This window comes from uncultured Paraglaciecola sp., assembly GCF_913020055.1.
Classification (GTDB): domain Bacteria; phylum Pseudomonadota; class Gammaproteobacteria; order Enterobacterales; family Alteromonadaceae; genus Paraglaciecola.
In genome coordinates this window covers 1-22,511 of record NZ_CAJWCF010000081.1, presented here as the reverse complement: position 1 = coordinate 22,511, position 22,511 = coordinate 1, and the positions used below count along the sequence as shown (strand labels likewise).

The 22,511-nt window shown below is 41.0% G+C and carries 23 protein-coding genes; all 23 read left to right on the top strand.

The features are described from left to right. The first annotated feature begins 340 nt into the window (after positions 1 to 340). Positions 341 to 2,527 carry a flagellar hook-length control protein FliK gene (locus QZ488_RS15965; RefSeq protein ID WP_293750582.1) on the top strand — a complete coding sequence of 729 codons (2,187 nt, stop codon included), beginning with the start codon at positions 341 to 343 and terminating at the stop codon, positions 2,525 to 2,527. 108 nt (positions 2,528 to 2,635) lie between these two features. Further along, positions 2,636 to 3,157: a flagellar basal body-associated protein FliL gene (fliL, locus tag QZ488_RS15960; RefSeq protein WP_293750580.1), complete on the top strand. Its 522-nt coding sequence runs from the start codon at positions 2,636 to 2,638 to the stop codon at positions 3,155 to 3,157. Between the two features lie 28 nt (positions 3,158 to 3,185). Beyond that, positions 3,186 to 4,244, top strand: coding sequence for a flagellar motor switch protein FliM (fliM, locus tag QZ488_RS15955; protein ID WP_293750578.1), 1,059 nt, complete (start codon positions 3,186 to 3,188; stop codon positions 4,242 to 4,244). 29 nt (positions 4,245 to 4,273) lie between these two features. Beyond that, entirely contained in the window at positions 4,274 to 4,696 is a 423-nt protein-coding gene (gene fliN, locus QZ488_RS15950; RefSeq protein WP_293750576.1) for a flagellar motor switch protein FliN, read from the top strand. Further along, entirely contained in the window at positions 4,656 to 5,162 is a 507-nt protein-coding gene (gene fliO / locus QZ488_RS15945; RefSeq protein WP_293750574.1) for a flagellar biosynthetic protein FliO, read from the top strand. The genes fliN and fliO overlap by 41 nt, the downstream gene beginning before the upstream one ends. Continuing rightward, complete coding sequence (fliP, locus tag QZ488_RS15940) at positions 5,159 to 5,914, top strand: flagellar type III secretion system pore protein FliP (RefSeq protein WP_293750572.1); 756 nt, start codon at positions 5,159 to 5,161, stop codon at positions 5,912 to 5,914. The genes fliO and fliP overlap by 4 nt, the downstream gene beginning before the upstream one ends. A gap of 38 nt (positions 5,915 to 5,952) precedes the next feature. Beyond that, a complete protein-coding gene (fliQ, locus tag QZ488_RS15935; RefSeq protein ID WP_007618912.1) occupies positions 5,953 to 6,222 on the top strand; it encodes a flagellar biosynthesis protein FliQ in 270 nt (89 codons plus the stop codon). Positions 6,223 to 6,256: 34 nt separating this feature from the next. After that, positions 6,257 to 7,042: a flagellar biosynthetic protein FliR gene (fliR, locus tag QZ488_RS15930; protein ID WP_293750568.1), complete on the top strand. Its 786-nt coding sequence runs from the start codon at positions 6,257 to 6,259 to the stop codon at positions 7,040 to 7,042. A gap of 17 nt (positions 7,043 to 7,059) precedes the next feature. Continuing rightward, entirely contained in the window at positions 7,060 to 8,184 is a 1,125-nt protein-coding gene (flhB, locus tag QZ488_RS15925; RefSeq protein WP_293750566.1) for a flagellar biosynthesis protein FlhB, read from the top strand. A 169-nt stretch (positions 8,185 to 8,353) separates the two neighbouring features. Then, on the top strand, positions 8,354 to 10,453 hold the full coding sequence (gene flhA, locus QZ488_RS15920) for a flagellar biosynthesis protein FlhA (RefSeq protein ID WP_293750564.1): 2,100 nt from the start codon (positions 8,354 to 8,356) through the stop codon (positions 10,451 to 10,453). 45 nt (positions 10,454 to 10,498) lie between these two features. Further along, a complete protein-coding gene (gene flhF, locus QZ488_RS15915; protein ID WP_293750562.1) occupies positions 10,499 to 11,806 on the top strand; it encodes a flagellar biosynthesis protein FlhF in 1,308 nt (435 codons plus the stop codon). Then, the gene (locus tag QZ488_RS15910) at positions 11,803 to 12,669 is read left to right on the top strand and encodes a MinD/ParA family protein (RefSeq protein ID WP_293750561.1); all 867 of its coding nucleotides are present in this window, start codon (positions 11,803 to 11,805) and stop codon (positions 12,667 to 12,669) included. Before flhF ends, QZ488_RS15910 begins: the two co-directional genes overlap by 4 nt. Then, positions 12,666 to 13,397, top strand: coding sequence for an RNA polymerase sigma factor FliA (locus tag QZ488_RS15905; RefSeq protein ID WP_293750560.1), 732 nt, complete (start codon positions 12,666 to 12,668; stop codon positions 13,395 to 13,397). Before QZ488_RS15910 ends, QZ488_RS15905 begins: the two co-directional genes overlap by 4 nt. Before the next feature lie 57 nt (positions 13,398 to 13,454). Continuing rightward, entirely contained in the window at positions 13,455 to 13,838 is a 384-nt protein-coding gene (cheY, locus tag QZ488_RS15900) for a chemotaxis response regulator CheY (protein ID WP_039989185.1), read from the top strand. A gap of 33 nt (positions 13,839 to 13,871) precedes the next feature. After that, entirely contained in the window at positions 13,872 to 14,636 is a 765-nt protein-coding gene (locus QZ488_RS15895; RefSeq protein WP_293750559.1) for a protein phosphatase CheZ, read from the top strand. Between the two features lie 12 nt (positions 14,637 to 14,648). Beyond that, the gene (locus QZ488_RS15890) at positions 14,649 to 16,763 is read left to right on the top strand and encodes a chemotaxis protein CheA (protein ID WP_293750558.1); all 2,115 of its coding nucleotides are present in this window, start codon (positions 14,649 to 14,651) and stop codon (positions 16,761 to 16,763) included. Between the two features lie 66 nt (positions 16,764 to 16,829). Next, positions 16,830 to 17,942 carry a chemotaxis response regulator protein-glutamate methylesterase gene (locus tag QZ488_RS15885; RefSeq protein ID WP_293750557.1) on the top strand — a complete coding sequence of 371 codons (1,113 nt, stop codon included), beginning with the start codon at positions 16,830 to 16,832 and terminating at the stop codon, positions 17,940 to 17,942. Positions 17,943 to 18,041: 99 nt separating this feature from the next. Next, a complete protein-coding gene (locus QZ488_RS15880) occupies positions 18,042 to 18,821 on the top strand; it encodes a ParA family protein (RefSeq protein WP_293750555.1) in 780 nt (259 codons plus the stop codon). Beyond that, positions 18,818 to 19,531: a chemotaxis protein CheW gene (locus QZ488_RS15875; protein ID WP_293750553.1), complete on the top strand. Its 714-nt coding sequence runs from the start codon at positions 18,818 to 18,820 to the stop codon at positions 19,529 to 19,531. Before QZ488_RS15880 ends, QZ488_RS15875 begins: the two co-directional genes overlap by 4 nt. A 25-nt stretch (positions 19,532 to 19,556) precedes the next feature. Further along, positions 19,557 to 20,051: a chemotaxis protein CheW gene (locus QZ488_RS15870; RefSeq protein WP_293750551.1), complete on the top strand. Its 495-nt coding sequence runs from the start codon at positions 19,557 to 19,559 to the stop codon at positions 20,049 to 20,051. Between the two features lie 91 nt (positions 20,052 to 20,142). Further along, a complete protein-coding gene (locus QZ488_RS15865; RefSeq protein WP_293750549.1) occupies positions 20,143 to 20,565 on the top strand; it encodes a DUF2802 domain-containing protein in 423 nt (140 codons plus the stop codon). Between the two features lie 225 nt (positions 20,566 to 20,790). Continuing rightward, positions 20,791 to 21,711 (top strand): homoserine O-succinyltransferase, encoded by a 921-nt coding sequence (gene metA / locus QZ488_RS15860; protein ID WP_293750547.1) that lies wholly within the window; start codon positions 20,791 to 20,793, stop codon positions 21,709 to 21,711. Positions 21,712 to 21,750: 39 nt separating this feature from the next. After that, positions 21,751 to 22,511 (top strand): homocysteine S-methyltransferase family protein (locus QZ488_RS15855; protein WP_293750545.1); only part of this gene is annotated, 761 nt, incomplete at its 3' end.

Here is a 22,511-nt window from a genome sequence, read left to right as displayed (position 1 = left end):
ATATTTGGACAATGATGAAAAGTTCAATAAAAACAGTATGTTTAGTGTTCAACAACAGTTAATACAAACATAGCCATTGATTTATATCTGCTAGCCGAATATTTTGTTGACGTTTTTGATTACTCCCTCCATTCTTTTGCCTTGTTGAAACACTTAGTTTGATGCGAATTAGTATAAGTTGGAATGGTCTTTGCTTTGTCTTGTTTACATACACAAAATAACTGCTAATTTATAGCTGAACTTGCAACAGATAAGCTCGCTACAAACGTTACTATAAAGTAATAAAAGCTTATAATTCAGTTTTTTAGCCTAATTTTCTCAGTTCGAGGGATAAAAAACGATGATGCAAAATGTTGCCACAACTAAATCAGAAGTTGCCACCTTTGCCACGGATACACAGACCAGTTCATTTACTGACTCTGGCGCAAATGAGCAATTTGGTAGGTTATTGCAAGAGCAAAAATCTACTAATTCTGTCGTTGTTAAATCTGAGAATGCCTCATCTCAAACATCAAACAAGAAAGTGTCACAACAACCAGAAGCGAATATAAAAAACGATCTTTTTGTAGAGGCAAACCAAAACACCTCAAAAGACCGTGTAAAATCTAACGATGAACAAATATCGACTGCGTCACAAGATAAGGCTGTAACCGACAGTAGTGATGGCAGTGTGCGTGAAGTGGAGAGTGATGATAGCTTTAATGATGATCTAAAGGTTGAGAACACAAAGGCAGAGTTGCAGTTGCCATTAAAGCAAAATGATATCGATTCAAGTGACGAATCAGCCACTATTGTTGCTGAGGAATGGGTTTTATTGATTGATAATCTGAACAAACTGGCAGATATCGCTCAGACTTCCAATCCATCTTTGCTTGAGAAAAATACTGGCTCTTTAGAAGTAACAGTGGGTGACCTTAAATTACCCAAAAAAGTTGAAAATGCACTGTCTGAGGAAATAGGTGAAAGTCAATTCGTCGACGATCACAGAATAGTCATAGACGGTTTTAACTTACTGGGTACTGAAGACAAGAAAGTGCCTAGTGAGTATATATTATCCTCCAAAAAGCAAACAGAGCAGACTATTTCTAGTATTGTTGATAAAGCGCTAGGTGAAGTGTTAGCCGCCGTTGAGGGTGAAACAGAAGTTGATATACCGCAAAAAACGGCAAAATTGATACTGGAAGAACCCCTAGTACTGAAAGATTTAATCAATCAACTTCGAGTAGCCAGTCAAGAAAGTGATACTGATTCCACAGAGCAACAACCACTTGATACCGCAACAGATAGTGCGGTTAAAAAAGACTCTCAGCTAATAAATCAGCAAGCCGATTTAACGCTTACTGAGAATAAAGACTTATTGAAAACCTTAGTTGTCGAAATAGATACAAACGAGACAGATAAACTGGTTAAGGCTAACTCTTCTGATGCTGTAGAAAAACTAGTACAAACACAACAAGCAGAAGTTGAAACAACAAAGCTAAATCCTATTGCCGAAAAAGGAGAGTTGATTGAGCAAGACGTTCAAATGACTCAAGTTGCGGCTAACATCCAACTCAACGTCAATAAAACAGATAAAGCTGTGGTTAATAATGACCTAAAAAGTTTATTGAACCTAACCGATAGTAAGCTGGATAAAGTATTAGAGAATATTGCCCAACGAGTTTTTGACAGCAAAAACGCTGGCGAATCTATAAGTCCAGAACAGTTAGCGCAGCAGCTTGTTCCGCCTAAAGTTGCTGAAATCATTAATGCAATTGAATCTTCTACAAAGGATTTTATTTCAGCCTTAAAGTCGGGGTTAGAAGAATTCAAAAATCAATTATCCCAAGGTAGAGAACCTGGCATTGATTTAAAGGCTCTAATGGCCGAAGCATTGGCTAAAACAACCGACCCTGCAACCGTTGCTAAAACTCCTGTCAACTTAGAACAAATAGCTAGTAGTGTTTCTCAAGTGTTAGATTTAGCTCAATCATTGAGCCGCACTATTGAGAATCGTCACGACCAAGCTTATAGCGCTACCTTAAGAGATGTCGCACAAATACAGGGCGAACAAAGTAAACAAATTCAATTAAATCAGGTTGAGTCTAGGTTTGAAAAAGCCATTAATATAGCCAAACCTGAAGGACATCAACAGTTAGCCGAAAAAGTTCGCTGGATGGTTAATACCAAAAACTTGGTGGCGGAGATTCGACTTGATCCTGCTGAGTTGGGGTCAGTACATGTCAAAGTTTCCATGTCAGGTGAGTCTGCAACAGTGAATTTTGTGGTTCAGTCACAACAAGCAAGAGATGCGGTTGACACTGCCACCCCTAGATTACGAGAGATGTTGGCTGAAAAAGGTATTGAGCTAGGCCAATCTTCAGTGCGTCAAGAAAGTGATGGTCAGCAGGGACATGGCGATAGCGAACTAGCCAAACAAGGTGGTCGTGCTAATGGTGAGTCCGAAGAAACTGACATGTCAGAGCAAGTGTTAGCCCAACAAAATATTGTTAACGGGGCCCTTGGTGGAATCGATTATTTTGTGTGATTTACAGATGAATTTGCAAGTAAATTGCCTAAAGCGCTTTGCCAATTTCACTTTGGGGCTGATAATAGGGCAACTATGCTTAACGTTTTGACAATGTGAGAGAAAAACATGGCTGAAGAAGAACTAAAAATGGAAGAGGGCAGCAAAAAAGGCAAGCTGATTATTATTATCGTTGCTGTTGTTGTACTTATTGCTGGTGGTGGTGCTGCTTATTTCTTTTTAATGGGTGACGATGACCCGATGCCAGTGGCAGAAGGCGAACCTATGGTACAAGGTGAAGAAGGTGTTGCCTCCGCTCTTGTAAAAACAGGTACTGCTTTGTATGTGGCGATGCCAAGACCTTTTGTGTTCAATGTGCCTGGTTCAACCCGAGATCGGTTAGTTGAAATTAAAGTACAGCTAATGATGCGAGGGTCCGATAACGAAGAACAAGCCAAGATGCATATTCCATTGATCGAAGGCACCTTGTTAAAAACCTTTAGTACCGCCAATGCCGATGATCTAGTCACAGAGGCTGGCAAAATAGCAATTCGAGATAGTGCATTAAAAGAAGTGCAAAAAATCATGGTAGATGTCAGCGGCAACCAAACGGTGGAAGAAGTACTTTTCACTGGTTTTGTTATGCAGTAACAACTGATTTGTTAATGAGAGAGTTAGATTGAGCGATTTATTATCCCAAGACGAGATTGATGCACTATTACATGGTGTAGACGATGTTGAGGAAGAAGAAGTTGACGGTGGTGAGTCTAATGGCTCGGCTATGGAATACGACTTTTCTTCGCAAGATCGAATCGTTCGTGGACGTATGCCAACCCTTGAAATTGTTAATGAACGTTTTGCTCGACATATGCGAGTCAGTTTATTTAATATGATGCGCCGTTCGGCGGAAGTTTCTATTAATGGTATCCAAATGATTAAATTTGGTGAGTACATTCACACATTGTTTGTACCAACTAGTTTAAATATGGTGCGTTTTCGCCCGTTAAAAGGTACCGGACTGATTACCATGGAGGCCAGACTGGTATTTATTTTGGTCGATAACTTTTTTGGTGGTGATGGTCGTTATCATGCAAAAATTGAAGGCCGAGAATTTACTCCAACGGAACGCCGTATTATTCAGATGTTACTCAAGCTTATCTTTGAAGATTACAAAGAAGCATGGGCACCCGTTATGGATGTGTCATTTGAATATTTGGACTCCGAAGTTAATCCGGCCATGGCCAATATCGTGAGCCCAACTGAAGTCGTAGTCATCAGCTCTTTCCACATAGAGCTAGATGGTGGTGGTGGTGACTTCCACGTATCTTTACCTTATTCAATGCTGGAACCCATACGAGAGCTTCTGGATGCTGGTGTGCAAAGTGATAAAGAAGACACTGATTTACGCTGGAGTAAGGCTCTACGTGATGAAATTATGGATGTGCAAGTTACTTTGTCTACTCATATGATGGATCTGGAGTTATCGTTGGAAAATATCATGGAGCTGGAACCGGGTTTTGTTATACCCATCGAAATGCCTGAGCATATTACGGTTTTAATTGAAGACTTGCCGACTTTTAGAGCCAAGTTAGGGCGCTCAAGAGATAACGTAGCGCTTAAAATAACTGAAAAAATTCCGCGCCCAACTTCTGTGAAGTCGGAGCTGCAACTATTAACTAAGGGTGGTCGAAGAATTGATAGCGACGCCGAATTGCAAACCCTCGAAGATGATTGGTAAATCCTTTTGTCCAGAGTATGGAGTAAATAATGAGTGAAGAAGACGGTTTAGACGATTGGGCTGCGGCCATGGCCGAACAAGCTGACGAAGAAGGTAAATCTGAAGGCGACTCTGGTGAGGATCTTGGATTAGATGCAGAAGTCGCCGAACTTGAAGAGTTTGAAGAAGATCGTGAAATAACGCCTAAAGAAAAGCGTAAGCTTGACACTATTTTAGATATCCCTGTGACTATCTCCATGGAAGTCGGTCGAAGTAATATCAGTATTCGAAATTTACTCCAATTAAACCAAGGATCTGTAGTGGAACTTGATCGAGTTGCTGGAGAGCCATTAGATGTTTTAGTAAATGGCACGTTGATTGCTCATGGAGAAGTAGTAGTAGTCAACGATAAATTTGGTATTCGATTAACTGATGTTATTAGTCAACTGGAAAGAATCAAAAAGCTTAGATAGACAAAAAGCTTATAAAACATGGGCTTGGATAGCTCTTTGCTCATGTTTATGTGTCTCCTTTAAGGCCAATTCGGCGCCTCAAAGCCTGTCCAACCCCACATCTATAGTGTCAATTTTCCTCTCTTTGTTATTGGTTATTGGTGTTGTTTTTATGCTGGCGTTCCTAATGCGACGGTTTAACGTCACTCAGTCTGGCACTTCAAATCTAAAAGTGGTGGCTTCAATGATGGCTGGGGCCAAAGAACGAGTTATGGTGATTGAAGTTGCTGGTGAGCAGCATTTATTAGGTATAACCGCGCACAATATTAATCACCTAGCGACCTTATCTACTCCTATAGATACTTCGACTGGATCCTCAGGCAACGAAAAGTTCAAAGACAAGTTATCGTTATTTATGGCAGGTAAAATAAATCCTGCAATGGCACAAAATAGTAAAACCACAAAAACTCAACGAGAAGAATCATGAAAAAACTATCTTGGGGTCTTTGTTTGATATTGTTGTTAGGCTTTGTCAGTGGACATGTTTTGGCCGAACCAGGGATCCCAGCGTTAACACTCACGGATAATCCTGACGGTAGTCAAGAATATACGATGACATTACAAGTAGTTGCTATCATGACTGCGCTCAGCTTGCTGCCAGCATTTGTGATGATGATGACCTCTTTCACTCGAATCATTATTGTTTTATCAATATTACGCCAAGCCATTGGTTTGCAACAATCACCCTCTAACCAAATATTAATTGGTGTCAGTTTATTTTTGTCGATGTTCATCATGGCCCCGGTGTTTGAAAAGATGAACGAAACGGCGTTACAACCTTACTTAAACGAAGAAATTACTTCTCTTCAGGCCTATGAAATAGGTAAGGAGCCTTTACGCGCTTTTATGTTGTCGCAAACTCGGGTTAAAGACTTGGAGACCTTTGTGCAGATTGGCGGTATGGACGGGCAATTTCAAGATCCGGTTGACGTGCCTATGAACGTTTTGATCCCCGCCTTTGTGACTAGCGAACTGAAAACTGCGTTCCAAATTGGTTTTATGTTGTTTATCCCGTTCCTAATTTTAGATTTAGTGGTTGCCTCTATATTAATGGCGATGGGCATGATGATGTTGTCACCGATGATCGTGTCATTACCCTTTAAGTTGATGTTGTTTGTATTGGTAGATGGTTGGAACTTGGTCTTTGGCACCTTAGCCAACAGTTTTGGGATGGGGTGACGAATGTTACATAATCAAAAAATCATTAAGGTGCATCCATGAGCCCAGAAGTCTTTGTTGAAATACTCAAAGAAGCATTACAAATGGTTATTTTGTTGGTGTCAGCCATTATCTTACCAAGCTTGTTTGTAGGGTTAATAGTGGCTGTGTTTCAAGCAGCAACATCCATAAATGAACAAACCATGAGTTTTCTACCACGCTTAATTGTCACTTTATTGGCACTGAGTTGGGGAGGACATTGGTTGGTTCAAAAGCTGATGGATTTCTTTTTTACTATGGTAGAACGCATTCCTGAGGTAGTGGGGTAGTTGTGTTCGCTTTTTCAGGTGTTAGGGTAAAATCTTGGATATAGCCACAACAACCGTTATGCAGTATTTGGCAGATTTATTGTTGCCTTTTATGCGTATCTCTGGATTGTTCGCATCTATGGTTGGCTTAAGCGCAAAGAGTGTGCCGCCCACTACAAGGGCCTTACTCACGTTATTTTTAACCCTTATCATTATGCCTGTGATACCGCCTGTCCCCATCCCAGCTACAGATGTCTTTTCTGTAGGTACTTTTATGTTAGTGATACAGCAATTAATTATCGGTATTGCATTGGGTTTTTTATCAAATATGGTGCTCAATACTTTTGTGTTAGCAGGGCAAATAGTGGCATTGCAAACAGGTTTGGGCTTTGCGTCGATAGTCGATCCGGTAAACGGTATTAGTGTGCCAGCTGTGGGGCAGTTTTATCTTATTTTGGCAACCTTACTATTTTGGGCCTTAGATGGACATTTATCGATGATCCGTATGGTGGTAATGAGTTTTGAGGCTTTTCCTATTGGTGTTGCATGGTTTGCTCCAGAACAATTCAGAGATATTGCTCATTGGGCAGGTTGGATGTTTATTTCAGCGGTAACGATATCTTTAGCACCGATAGTGTCATTACTGATTGTTAATTTAGCGTTTGGGGTAATGACCAAAGCAGCCCCACAATTGAATATTTTTAGTATAGGTTTTGCAATAGCACAAATTATGGGCCTACTGATAATTTGGTTAACCTTAGACAACTTAACCCATCACTTTGAAGTGATGTGGGAGCGGGCACAAAACATGATGTGTCAGCTAGTGTTAGTTTGTCCTTAAATATACGGAGGTAAATCATGTCTGATGCAAACGAAAAAACAGAAGAACCCACCTCCAAAAAGATTGAGGACTCCCGTAAAAAGGGACAAATAGCCAGATCTAAAGAGTTGTCTACGGCTTTAGTGTTAATCGCAAGTGGGGTTAGTTTCCTGGTTATTGGTTCTCAAATAGCCAGCGCTATATTTGAAGTGACTCAGCGAACATTCACACTGTCCCGTGATGAATCCTACGATTTCACCCACATGTTTCAGGCATGGGAGTTTGCCATTGATACCATTAGTATGCCTGTTTTGTTATATATGCTGATTGTGACAGTTGCTGGTATCTACGGAAATATCGCCTTAGGTGGTTACAATTTTACTTGGGATGGAGCCGCGCCTAAAGCTCAAAAAATAAGCCCTATCGCTGGCTTTAAACGTATGTTTGGTATGAATAGCGTAGTGGAATTGTTCAAGGCGATCGCTAAATTTGTGGTGGTGGCGTTGATGGCATATGTAGCGCTTATTGTTTTTAAAGATGAAGCATTACATTTGGACTTAGAGTTGTATCCACAGAATCTGTTTCACGCCATGGATTTAATTGCATGGGGCTTTTTGATTATGTGTTGTGCATTAATTCCAATAGCTGTTTTTGATGTGCCTTACCAGAGTTACAAACACAACAAAGAAATGAAAATGTCTATGCAGGAAGTCAAAGACGAGCGTAAAAACGCAGATGGCGATCCCCAAGTAAAGAGTAGAATTCGTAAGTTACAATATCAAGCTGCTGCTAATCGTATGATGCAAGAAGTGCCGAATGCTGACGTGATAGTAACCAACCCTACGCACTTTTCTGTGGCATTAAAGTATGACCAGTTTGGTACCCGAGCGCCTACTCTAGTGGCTAAAGGTGTGGATGAAATGGCCATGCATATTCGTACTATTGGCAATGCACATGAAGTGCCTATTGTCGCCTCTCCTATGCTGGCTAGAGCGATTTATTACTCCACTGAAGCCGACCACGAAATTCCTGAAAAGCTGTTTATGGCCGTGGCCCAAGTACTGGCTTATGTTTATCAATTAAAAGCCTTTAAACAAGGTAAAGGTAAACGTCCTAAACCATTAAATCGTAACCTTCCAATCCCGCCAGAGCTTAGACGTTAAGTATTAACTGGTTTTGTACTGCAGCTTACATTGATGTTTAACCGTTGTGACGCCTTGCCTAATGAGTGGTTGTTAGTAAAAAGAATCCTCCTATTAATAGACTTGGCGCACTAGTTGCTTTTACACCTACTAAGGTTTACAAAATCAACAAAGCGTCAATATTTCGTTTATGCAATTAGCATCTTATTTCGGTCGGTTTGATAAAAACCAATTCAAGTCAGTATCATCTGGTTTAGGCGCGCCAATAGTCTTGTTAGCAATAATGGGCATGGTGATTTTACCTATGCCGGCATTTTTGTTGGATATCCTTTTCAGCTTTAATATTGCTCTTTCTCTTGTCGTTATTCTGGTGTCTGTTTTTACTAAAAAACCAGTCGATTTTGGCATTTTCCCCTTGGTGTTGCTCATCGCGACAGTATTACGACTTGCTTTGAACGTAGCATCTACAAGGATAGTACTACTTGAAGGTCACGAAGGCGGAGATGCTGCAGGTAAAGTGATACAAGCCTTTGGAGAAGTGGTAATTGGCGGCAACTATGCGGTAGGTATAGTGGTTTTTGCCATATTACTTATTATTAACTTCAAAGTGGTTACCGCTGGTGCAGGACGAATTTCAGAAGTAAGTGCTCGGTTTACCTTGGATGCAATGCCAGGTAAACAAATGGCTATAGACGCAGATTTAAATGCAGGTTTTATTGATTCTGATGAAGCCCGTAAACGCCGTTTTGAAATCACCAGTGAAGCGGACTTCTATGGATCAATGGACGGTGCGTCAAAATTTGTGAAAGGCGACGCTATTGCCGGGTTATTTATTATGTTGATTAATATTGTCGGTGGTTTGTTTATTGGCATGATTCAACATGATTTGGCTTTTGGTGATGCCATTGAAATATATACTTTATTGACCATTGGTGATGGTTTAGTGGCGCAAATTCCTTCTTTATTACTGTCGGTGGCGACCGCCATAATTGTTACTAGAGAAAATGACTCACAAGAAATGGGCAGTGAATTAACCAAACAATTGGGTAATCAGCGAGCGCTTTATATTACATCCGGTATTTTGTTTGTAATGGGGATTGTTCCTGGTATGCCGCATATTGCCTTTTTGGGGTTTAGTGCGGTTGTTGGCGGATATGCATTCTACAGTCATTGGCGTGCAGAAAAAATTGCCAATGAGCCAGAAGTGGTTAAGTCTTTACCTGAACAGAATCAACAACCACTGGAAATAAAAGAGCTTGGTTGGGATGACGTTCAGCACGTTGACACCATAGGTTTGGAAGTAGGCTACAGGTTGATCCCATTGGTCGACAAAGCCCAAGGTGGCGAATTGCTTACTCGTATAAAAGGCGTACGAAAAAAATTATCTCAAGAGCTTGGTTTCTTGATCCCTCCGGTACATATTCGCGACAACCTAGATTTGAGTCCTAATAACTACACTATTGCGATGTTAGGTGTCACCGTTGGTGAGGCTGAATTGAGTCATGATGATGAGTTGGCGATTAACCCTGGACAAGTGTTTGGCAAATTGGAAGGTAGGATAACTAAAGACCCTGCTTTTGGACTTGACGCGGTATGGATAAAAGCCAATCAAAGAGAACATGCCCAAACCCTTGGTTATACAGTGGTGGATGCAGCGACTGTGGTGGCGACACATTTAAGTCAATTGTTAACCAACAATGCCTACCAATTGTTAGGTCATGAAGAAGTGCAACAACTATTAGATTTGTTAGCAAAAAACAGCCCCAAACTTGTTGAAGGTTTAGTTCCAGATATTTTGCCTTTGAGTACTGTGGTTAAGGTCTTGCAAACCATGCTATATGAAGGTGTACCAATAAGAGATATGCGCAGCATAGTACAGACGTTATGCGAGTTTGGTCCTAAGAGCCAAGATCCTGACGTTTTAGTGTCTGCGGTCCGTATCGCCCTCAAACGCCTAATAGTGCAGGAAATAAACGGTGGCTTGGCCGAAATCCCTGTTATTACCTTAGCTCCAGAGTTGGAACAGATGTTGCACCAGTCTCTGCAAGCGGGTGGCGCAGATGGCGCTGGAATTGAACCTGGTTTAGCTGAGCGGTTACAAGGTTCCTTGAATGAAGCTGCTCAACAACAAGAATTAGCTGGTGAACCTGCAGTTTTATTGACCTCAGGTATGTTAAGGCCAGTGTTAGCGAAATTTTTAAAACACTCGGTGAGTGGTTTACATGTGTTGTCTTATCAGGAAATTCCTGATGATAAACAAATCAAAATTGTCAGTGCCGTTGGTCAATAATCTGACGGGATGTTCGGACCTAGTGTAGGTACTTAAGAGGTATATATGAAAATCAGACGTTTTTATGGCAAAGACATGCGTGAAGCACTCAAACAAGTAAAAGACGAGTTGGGTGGTGACGCGGTTATCATGTCAAACAAAAAACATGCTGACGGTATTGAGATCGTGGCCGCCTATGACAAAGAACCCGACGCCGAGCTAATGCCTAATAAAGCACAACCCAAAGTTCAAACAAGCCCGACTAAAAAAACACCCACTTTAAGTGAGATTATTGGTGACACTGGGCCCGATAGTTTAAAAGCATTATTAGAAAAACAATCTCAGACTAACTCTCCCGCGCAAATAAAAGATGTAAAGCCGACAGCTGAAGCGCAGCCGCAAGTGTATTCAAATGCGCCAAATACAGTTGAGCAAAATAACCAGCAACAAAATGCCCTTAAAGAAATGCGTCAAGAGTTATCCTCCTTACGACACATTTTACAATTTCAGGTTTCAGGGTTAATAGAACAAGAGAAACATCGTAAACATCCATTGCATGGATATTTATTGCAAAGGTTGCAGCAAATGGGGATTTCAGATGCCTTAGCGGAAGAAGTGGTGTCATATGCGCCAGAAGAAGCTGATGAAAGGCAGTCTTGGTTGTTCCTTCTTAAACTTTTGGCTAATAGATTACAAACCAAACATGATGATATCTTATCGCAGCCCGGTGTGGTGGCGTTAATGGGGCCGACAGGCACAGGTAAAACTACCACAATAGCCAAACTTGCTGCTCAGGCGGCACAAAAATTTGGTGTCGATCAAGTCGCTATTATTACCTTGGATAATTATCGTATAGGCGCATACGAACAGATCTCTACATATGGAAAGATCATTGGATGTAGTGTTAAAAAAGCACAAAATTCGAACGAACTATCAGATTTACTTTACCAATTTAGAAATAAACGTTTAGTTTTAGTAGATACAGCTGGTTTTAGTCAAAAAGATGCTAGACTAATCAAACAGTTAGATACTATGAAGCAGAATTCATGTACTAACATTAGAAATTATTTAGTGATGCAGGCTAACTGTCAGTACCGCGTCATGCAACAAACTGTAAATGAATATCGACAGATTTCTTTACATGGGTGTATATTGACTAAATTAGATGAGTGTTACAGCTTAGGAGAGGTAATCAGCGTGGCAATTGAAAACAAATTACAGATTTGTTATCTGGCTGATGGACAGCGCGTTCCTGAGGATTTGCAAGCTGCAAGCACAAAATTTTTAATTACTAGTGCAGCGAAGCTTTATAAAAAATTCGGTTTAATTCATACTAACCCCAATTTAGTTAATAACGCAGCAGTGGCAGTATGATTGAGGACCAAGCGAGTAGCTTAAGAAGAATGAATCAATCTAGGTTAATAAAAGTCATAGCCGTGACCGGTGGCAAGGGTGGAGTAGGGAAAACAAATGTTACCCTCAACACTGCAATTTCGCTCGCACAACAGGGCAAAAGAGTCATGGTGTTGGATGCGGATTTAGGCTTAGCCAACGTTGACGTGCTTTTAGGCCTTAGAGTAGAAAAAAACTTGTCACACGTCTTGTCGGGCGAATGCACCTTAGATGAGGTGTTAGTTGAAGGGCCGTACGGGATTAAAATTGCACCGGCTACATCCGGTAGCCAATCGATGACAGAACTTACTTCTACGGAACACGCGGGTCTTATTCGTGCGTTTAGTGAATTACAATCGCAAATTGATGTATTAATTGTTGATACTGCAGCTGGTATATCAGACATGGTATTAAGTTTTTCTAAGGCGTCACAGGATGTAGTGATGGTGGTTTGTGATGAACCTACGTCGCTTACTGATGCTTATGCTCTAATCAAAATTCTGAACAAGGAACATGGAATATTCCGATTTAAAATTGTTGCCAATATGGTGCGTAGTATGCGTGAAGGTGATGAACTGTTTTCCAAATTAACTAAAGTAACCAATAGGTTTTTGGATGTAGCACTAGAATTAGTTGCTGTAATTCCATTTGATGAAAATGTTCGCAAGTCTGTCAGAAAACAAAAAGCCGTAGTTGAAGCATTTCCTACCTCACCTGCTGCAGTGGCTATTCGAAGACTTGCTAAGAAAGCAATAGACTGGCCTATTCCTAATCAACCAGGTGGTCATCTAGAGTTTTTCCTTGAACAATTAGTAACGAAAAAAGCAGCGGGCGAAAACAGGTGAATAGTAAAGCTGCTGCTTACCAACAATTGGCCGATAAAAATGAGTTGGTTGAAAGGCACGCTTCTTTGGTCAAGCGAATTGCTCATCATTTGATTGCACGTTTGCCTGCCAGTGTTCTGGTCGAAGACTTAATTCAAGCTGGTATGATAGGCTTATTAGAAGCTTCCCGAAATTTTGACGGGAGTAAAGGTGCCAGTTTTGAGACTTTCGCCGGGATCCGTATTAGAGGATCGATGTTAGATGAAATACGTAAAGGTGATTGGACGCCTCGCTCTGTTCATAAGAATGGGCGTGCTATTACCGAAGCTATTAATAAGGTCGAACGAGAAACTGGTCGAGATGCCCGCGATTTAGACGTCGCAGAAAAATTACAAGTTAGTATTGAAAGTTACCACCAGATGTTGAATGAAGTTAATGGTGGAAAAATCATCGGCATGGAAGACTTAGGTGTAACTGAAGATGTTATTACTACAGAACAAACAAAAGGTTCAGACACGCCCTTTGAAGATTTTCTTCAAGGTTCGTTTCAAAAAGCACTGGCGCATGCAATAACAACATTGCCAGAGCGTGAGGCAATTGTATTGTCTCTATACTATGATGAAGAACTGAATCTGAGAGAAATTGGTGAAGTACTGGATGTGAGTGAGTCCAGAGTGAGTCAAATACATAGCCAAGCCATGTTGAAACTTAAGTCTCGCATGCAGTATTGGCGTTCAAACGACAAATAATTATAGCAATAAAGTTGGGTTGTAACCTGAGTGTTAGAACTCTCACCGGAGGTGGTTTTGGATAAGAATATGAAGATCCTTGTTGTTGACGATTTTTCAACGATGCGTAGGATTATCAAGAACTTACTTAAAGATCTTGGCTTTGCAAACATACAAGAAGCAGACGATGGTAGTACTGCATTACCTATGTTGCAACAAGGTGATTTTGATTTTGTGGTAACCGACTGGAACATGCCTGGCATGCAAGGTATTGATTTGCTCAGAGCCATTCGTGCAGATGCTAATTTAAAACATATTCCTGTTTTGATGGTGACTGCCGAAGCTAAAAAAGAACAAATTGTAGCTGCTGCGCAAGCTGGGGTTAATGGTTATGTTATAAAACCTTTTACTGCAGCAACATTAAAAGAGAAATTAGCAAAAATCTTTGAAAGACTTGGTTAAATTCAGGCTAACCTGATTACGAGGAAAGACTGTATGACGACCTTGAAAACTGCGCCAATTTCTCTTGAAGACGCAAAAAAATTAGTAACACTGGTAGAGAACGGAGACAATCAAGGAGCTCAAGAGTTACTTGAATCCGCTGGTGCTCAAAGTTCTGTTGAGCTATTCGCTGAAGTCGGTAAATTGACACGTCAACTTCATGACTCATTGAATAATTTTCAACTCGATCCTCGAATAGCCAATATGGCAAACGAGGATATTCCGGATGCACAAACACGCCTGACCTATGTCATAGAAGCAACTGAAGAGGCCGCGAATAAAACCATGGATTTGGTTGATTCCTGTATGCCTATAGCAGAGAAGCTGCATGATGGAATAGTACAAGTCATGCCCGAATGGAATAAACTGATTGCACGAGAGTTGCAATTGGGGGAATTTAACCAGTTAGTAAAGGATATGGGTAATTTCCTGAAAAATGGTAGTGATGATTCTACAAAATTAACTGGTCTGTTGACTGAAGTGTTGATGGCCCAAGGATATCAAGATTTAACTGGCCAAGTTATTAGACGTGTTATTCAGTTAGTTAAAGAAGTTGAAGACAATCTAGTCTACATGCTCACTATGTTTGGCGGCATTGAACAAAAAGATGGTGCCGAGGCAATTGAAAAACCTAACCATTCTGAGAATGAAGCCGATATAATAAAGGCTGAGGGTCCAATATTGGACGCTGACAGTAGAGAAGACGTAGCGTCAGATCAAGATGATGTTGATGATTTGCTTTCGAGTCTGGGATTTTAAGGGGGCTATAAAATGGCTTTTGATGTTGACGAGGAAATACTAGCTGACTTTCTGGTTGAAGCCGGGGAGATCTTAGAGTTATTACAAGAACAGCTCGTCGATCTAGAAAATAACCCAGAAGACGCGGATCTGCTAAACGCTATCTTTAGGGGATATCATACCGTAAAAGGTGGAGCTGGGTTTTTATCACTGACTGAGTTAGTTGAAATTTGCCACGGTGCAGAAAACGTCTTTGATGTAATGCGTAATGGTCAACGTACGCTTACGCCTGAATTGATGGATGTAATACTGCAGGCAACCGATGAAGTGGTGCAAATGTTTGACCACGTTAAAGCCGGGGAGCCCTTAGTCGCAGCAGAAAAAAGTCTTATCGATACCCTTACCAGACTCAGTAAACCAGAATCAGCTGACGAAGCCACTTCTGCAGAAGAGTCTGAAGCTGTTGTTGAAGCAACTCCCACGAGTGGTGAAGTAGCAACCGATTCAGGTGATTTTAGCGAAGATGAATTTGAGTCTTTGTTAGATGAGTTGCATGGCACAGATGCTCCTGGCGCTAAAGAACCCGAGAAGGTAGAAGAATCCTCTGCAAATGACCAAGATATTAGTGATGACGAATTCGAGAAACTTCTTGACCAGTTACATGGAAAAGGTCAGTTTCAGGGCGAAGAAAAAGCTGAAAATGTTCCAGCTGAAGAAAGTCCAACTGCACCTGTACCAAGCTCTTCTGGAGATGACATTTCTGATGATGAATTTGAGGCGCTTTTAGACCAACTGCACGGCAAAGGTAAAGGGCCGGTCGAGGATGCGTCTGAAGCACCTGTAGTGGCCAAAGAAACTAAACCTGCGCCAGCAAAACCTGCTGAAGTTAAGAAAACCGCAGCACCAGTGAAAAAAGTAGAAACGGCTAAACCCGTTGTTGCCAAAAAAGAAGAGAAAAAGACAGCGCCTCCACCTCAAGCTGAAACCACAGTAAGAGTCGATACTAAACGTCTTGATCAAATAATGAATATGGTCGGCGAACTGGTATTAGTGAGAAACCGTCTACTCAGTCTTAGCAATAATGTTAGTGATGAAAGTATGGCGAAAGCCATTGCAAATTTGGATGTAGTAACAGGCGATTTGCAAGGCGCGGTCATGAAAACGCGTATGCAACCCATTAAGAAAGTGTTTGGGCGTTTTCCTCGAGTCGTTCGAGATCTTGCAAGAACGCTGAAAAAAGAGATCACCCTTGAACTTGAAGGTGAAGAAACAGATTTAGATAAAAATTTAGTGGAAGCGCTAGCCGATCCCTTAGTGCATTTGGTCCGAAATTCTGTCGATCACGGTATTGAAATGCCTGAAGATAGGAAAGCTGCAGGTAAACCCACAATGGGCACAGTCAAACTGTCTGCATCTCAAGAGGGCGATCATATACTACTGAGTATTATCGACGATGGTAAAGGCATGGATCCAGATAAACTCAAGGAGATTGCTGTTTCTCGTGGCGTTATGGATGCTGATACAGCGGCTAGGATGTCTGATGTAGAAGCCTTTAGTTTGATTTTTGCTCCTGGTTTTTCAACTAAAACCGAAATATCTGAAGTATCTGGCCGTGGTGTCGGTATGGATGTGGTTAAAACCAAAATAAACCAACTGAATGGAACCGTGGCTATTGACTCCAAAATGGGAGTGGGAACCACACTTGAAATCAAGGTGCCATTGACCTTAGCAATATTGCCAACGCTAATGATAGTCATAGGTGAACAAACGTTTGCACTACCGCTAGGATCTGTAAATGAGATCATCAATCTTGACATGCAAAAAACCAATACTGTTGATGGCCAGCTGACCATGATCGTTCGCTCTAAAGCTATCCCATTGTTTTATTTGGGAGAGTGGTTAGCGAGAGGGGAAGTCAATATTGATAAAACTAGAGGACATGTTGTAGTTGTGCAAATTGGTACTCAGCAACTTGGTTTTGTAGTTGATGCTCTAATTGGTCAAGAAGAAGTCGTTATCAAACCCCTAGATGAATTACTGCAAGGCACGCCTGGTATGGCGGGTGCAACTATAACTAGTGATGGTGGAATCGCATTGATATTAGATGTACCCGGTTTACTGAAAAGGTATGCGGCTAAAAAAGCATAGGTGCTTGTCCTGTTGATACGCCTAACGTGAAATTGAATGTTATAGATATAGGTAATATAGGCGAAGATGGCTCATAGGATTTTAATAGTTGATGATTCAACTTTTTTTCGCCGTAGAATAAAACAGATACTTGAAGAAGACACTGAATTACAGGTGGTAGGTGAAGCTAAAAATGGCCAAGAAGCGTTAGCGTTAGTTGCTTCTTTAAAGCCTGATGTAGTGACTATGGACATTGAAATGCCGGTAATGGATGGTATTACGGCGGTGAAGAAAATTATGGCGAGCAATCCTGTTCCTATCATTATGTTTTCATCACTTACTCAAGAAGGTGCGCAAGCAACCTTGGATGCATTGGACGCAGGTGCACTAGACTTTCTTCCTAAGAAATTCGAAGACATTGCTCTAAACAGAAAAGAAGCGATTCTGTTGCTACAAAACCGTGTCAAAGCCCTGTGTGGTAGAAAGTTATTTGGTCCCAAGTCTTCGTTAGGATCACGTTATTCTGCATTTAATTCCTCAAAGGCGTTGTCGACGAAGAATATAAATAAAGTCGCTAGTACTTTAGGCACTAGGTCCAATATTGGCACTTCTGCTTCACGTGATTATTCATGTTTAGCGATAGGCACCTCTACGGGAGGACCGGTAGCATTGCAGAAAATTTTAACAGAACTACCCGTTAATTTTTCTGTGCCAGTGTTAATGGTTCAACACATGCCCGGCTCTTTTACTCAGGCTTTTGCTAGGCGTCTTAATGATTTATGTGATGTGAAGGTAAAAGAAGCTGCTAACGGTGAGTTGTTAACACCCGGAGTGTGTTATCTCGCTCCAGGGGGTAAACAAATGACAATTGAAGGTAGAGCCGGTAGCGCTAGAGTTGTTATATCAGAACCAGAGCGTTTTCCAAATTCCACTTATAAGCCAAGTGTAGATGTGACTTTTGATTCTGTGGCTAAAGTTTATGCTGGTAATGTACTTGCCGTAATCTTGACGGGTATGGGTGCGGATGGCCGAGATGGGTGTAAAACTTTAAAATCTAAAGGTGCCAAGATTTGGGCGCAAGATGAGCAAAGTTGCGTAGTGTATGGGATGCCTCAGGCTGTTACCGTCGCCAATATTTCTGAAGCAAATTTTGACATTGCCCACATGGCAGGTCATATAAAGAACGAAATTTTAAATTAGGGTTAAAGGAGCACTTTGAGTGTTTTTTCAAAAAGAGAACAGTAACCTAATTGTCACTGTATTGCCTTTCAGTCTTACTCGTAAAGTGTGGTTATTGGTTTGGTAGTATGGACTGTCGCAAATCATAAAGGTGGTGTGGGTAAAACCACCACAACGGTTACCCTTGGCGGTTTGCTGGCGCAAAGTGGAAAACGAGTCATATTGGTTGATACTGATCCACAGGCCTCATTAAGTTATTATTTTGGTGTCGATTCTGAAGAATTGTCTGCTAGTTTATACAACGTATTTATGGCTGGAAAGTCTGTTACTAAAGAAGATGTCTTAGACTGTTTGTGTCCGACAAAATTGGATTCTTTGTTTATTTTACCAGCAACTATGGCTTTAGCCACATTAGATCGCAAGTTGGGTACCCAAAGTGGAATGGGATTGATTTTGCGCCAAGCTTTGGATCTTATTCGGGATGAGTTTGATTATGCGATTATAGATTGCCCGCCCGTTTTAGGGGTGTTGATGATTAACGCTTTAGCTGCCTGCGATAGAGTTGTTATCCCAGTTCAGACCGAGTTTTTGGCGTTAAAAGGTTTAGACCGAATGATGCATTCTATGGAAATCATGCAAAAATCATTAGCCAAAACCTTTGCTTATACAATAGTGCCGACTATGTACGATAAACGTGTAAATGCAGCAACAGAAGCATACAGCACATTAACTCGCACTTATAAAGAGAAGGTGTGGATAGGGTTAATTCCTGTTGATACACGTTTTAGAGATGCGAGTCAGGCACAGAGTCCACCATCTTTGTATTGTCCGAAATCCCGTGGGGTTTTTGCCTATGCTAAATTACTGAGTTATTTACAAAAATTGGAAACACAAACATGAGTGGTAGTCCCTTCGCTAACGAAGATGTGATGGAAGATTACATGTCAGCTTTATTGACAGATGAGCCTATTATTGAGGACCTCACGCGGCATTCAGTTGAGCAGTTATTAAAGACTGCACCTATTCCAAGAACTGAGCCATTTAAGCAACCAATAGAAGAAACTGTTGAAACTGTACCAGTGATTGCTAAAGTTCTTGAGGCTAAGGTCGAAAAAAAGTTAGTAACAGTTAAAACACCGACGAAAGTTGTCAAACCTGTTATACCTGAAGGAGAGTTTCAGGTGTTGTTGTTTGAAGTAGCAGGTATGACATTGGCTGTACCATTAACAGAATTAGGTGGAATACACCAAGTTGAGACCATCAACCCACTATTTGGTAAGCCTGAATGGTTTAAAGGTGTTTTGCTACATCGAGACGAAAAGTATAATGTGGTGGATACTGCAAAGTGGGTAATGCCAGAAAAATCTGCTGAAAAACTGGCAGAATCTACAAAATATCAATATCTTATAGTATTAGGTGAAAGTGGTTGGGGATTAGGCTGTGAAAGTTTGGTTGCCACCGAAACATTGATTCCAGATGATGTGAAATGGCGAAATGTTGAAGGTAGTCGTCCATGGTTATCTGGAATGGTTAAAAAGAAAATGTGTGCCTTGGTGAATGTACAGCAGTTGATTAGCATGTTAAACCAAGGTTTAAGCAGTAACGATTAGCCTATTTTGGGCCGGAGCAATGGGAATGAGTGACGACAGAAATTCAAGTAATACAGTAGCCGCAAACGGTGATGAAGTCCTACAGTGGGTTACCTACAAATTAGGCGAAGAAACGTACGGCATTAATGTTATGCAGGTACAAGAAGTCTTGCGTCATACCGAAATAGCGCCTGTCCCTGGAGCGCCAGATTATGTCTTGGGTATTATTAATTTACGGGGCAATGTTGTTACGGTTATCGATACCCGTTCGCGTTTTGGCTTGCCTTCGTCTGATATTTCAGACAATACCCGTATAGTGATTATTGAATCTGATGACCAAGTGGTAGGTATTCTTGTCGACAGCGTTGCTGAAGTGGTTTATCTACGTTCTTCAGAAATAGACAGCGCGCCAAATGTCGGAACGGAAGAAAGCGCCAAGTTTATTCAAGGCGTAAGTAACAGAGACGGACAATTACTCATTCTTGTTGATTTAAATAAATTACTCAGCGATGAAGAGTGGACCGAAATTACCAATATCTGAGTATAAAACTTAGGCCGCACGTTTCACTAATACGTAATTTTCCTGCTTACGTTAAAGTGGGGCGTGTTTTGTTGTCCTTTTAGAGATAATTATGAGTTTCCCATTATTACTAAGCTTACTAGCGTTGATTGTCTCTGTTGTCTGTTTAACACTTTTGATCGTGCTGTTTAAGCGTTATAACACTCAGCTTGAAACCAATGCCAGTCAAAACCAAGTGCAGATAGAACTTAGTAAAAAAGTAAATAACCTCACAGAAGAAGTACACGAAATTCGTAGCGGTAATTATGGTGTTATTAACCGTTTCAAAGAGCTTGTGCAGCAAGTCGACAATTTACAAACCAGCCAACAAAGCTTAGCCGAAAATCTAGTCGAACAAGATCCCCAAAGTCGCTTCTACAGCAAAGGTGCGAAGCTTATCAGCCAGGGTGCCAGCCTCGAGGATGTAATGCGAGAATGTGACATGCCAGCGGCGGAAGCAGAGTTACTGTTTAGTCTTCATAATAATCAAAAATAGTCTCCACTTTTTTCTGTTTTATGTACCTTACTGAAAGCTGCAAAGAAGTTTGATTCAACCTCAGTTAAATCAATTATATATAAATATTTGAAGTGGCTTTTCCTTGTCTAAGACCAAATTTTACATTTGTATACTTTTTCATTTAGACGTCTAGACGTAAAGATGTTGACTTTTTTAGTGTATTAAGCCAAATTTGTTTGCATCACTTTCAGCCTTAGATCCTTTATGCCAATTAGAATCCCAAGTAATTTGCCAGCACAAAATGTCTTAAACAAAGAAAATATCTTTGTTATGGATACTCAGCGCGCCGCGACGCAAGATATTAGGCCTATGGAAGTGGGCATTTTGAATTTGATGCCGAATAAGATGGAAACTGAAGAGCAATTTTTACGTTTACTCTCGAATACGCCTTTGCAGGTAAATATCGATCTAATTCGTATTGATAAACAAGCACCTAAAAACACTCCCGCTGCTCATATGGATAATTTCTATGTTGAGTTTGATGATGTCGCTAATAAAAAATATGACGGCTTAATTGTAACTGGTGCACCTCTGGCGCATCTTGCTTATGGGGATGTGAAGTATTGGGAAAAAATGACAGTGATCATGGATTGGGCACGTCGTCATGTGCAGTCTACTTTATTTTCGTGTTGGGCTGCACATGCCGCAATTTATCATTTTTTCGGTAAAAATAGGGCGTTACGAGAGCACAAGTTAAGCGGTGTTTATCGGCATTTCGTGCAAAATGAGCACGATGAATTACTTAGAGGGTTTGATCCTACTTTTTACGCGCCGCAATCACGTTACGGTGAAATAAGTCTGTCAGATTATGCTTCTATACCTGGACTGAATGTATTGGCCAAGTCAGATGAGGGAGGTGCTTATATTGTTGCGTCTGAGGATAAACGTTTAGTATTTTTGACTGGACATCCTGAGTACGATCCTGAGAGTTTAAAACAAGAATACCAAAGAGATTTATCGACTAATGGTCAGCCGCAAATCCCAGTAAACTACTTCGTTGATAACGATCCAAATAATGAGCCGATAGTTAATTGGCGAGCCCATGGCAGTTTATTGTTTACCAATTGGCTGAACTATTACGTTTACCAAAATACCCCTTATGACTTGGCTAAGCTTTCTGAGTAGAAATAGTTAATTTATAGGTAAGAGTGGAGAGGAAAAACATTGAGTCAGAGCATTGCCGAGAAGCAACTGATAGAAGCAGCAAATAAGCGTATTTTGTTGCTCGATGGTGCAATGGGCACCATGATCCAAGAACATAAATTAGAAGAAGCGGATTACCGCGGTGAGCGTTTTGCTGATTGGCATTCTGATGTGAAGGGAAATAATGATTTATTAGTCTTGAGTCAGCCCAAAATAATCTACGATATTCACTGCGCTTACCTCGACGCGGGGGCTGATATTATTGAAACCAATACGTTTAATGCCACTACTATCTCTATGGCCGATTATAATATGCAGGAGTTGGCCAAAGAGATAAACATTGAAGCGACAAAATTAGCCAAACAAGCGGCGGATAAATTTACCGCGTTAACACCCGATAAACCTAGATTTGTTGCTGGTGTGTTAGGGCCTACTAGTCGCACAGCTTCTATTTCTCCAGATGTAAACGACCCGGCTAAACGCAACGTTACCTTTGATGAATTGGTCGAAGCATATGTTGAAGCGACGCATGGATTGATTGAGGGCGGGGCAGATTTGATCATGGTAGAAACCATTTTTGATACCTTAAATGCCAAAGCTGCAGTGTTTGCTGTGCAGACCGTTTTTGATGAACTTGGATATAATTTACCCGTGATGATTTCTGGTACCATCACCGATGCCTCTGGTCGCACATTATCAGGTCAGACGGCTGAAGCTTTTTATTATTCGATGAATCATATAGAGCCTTTCTCCTTTGGTTTAAATTGCGCGTTAGGTCCTGA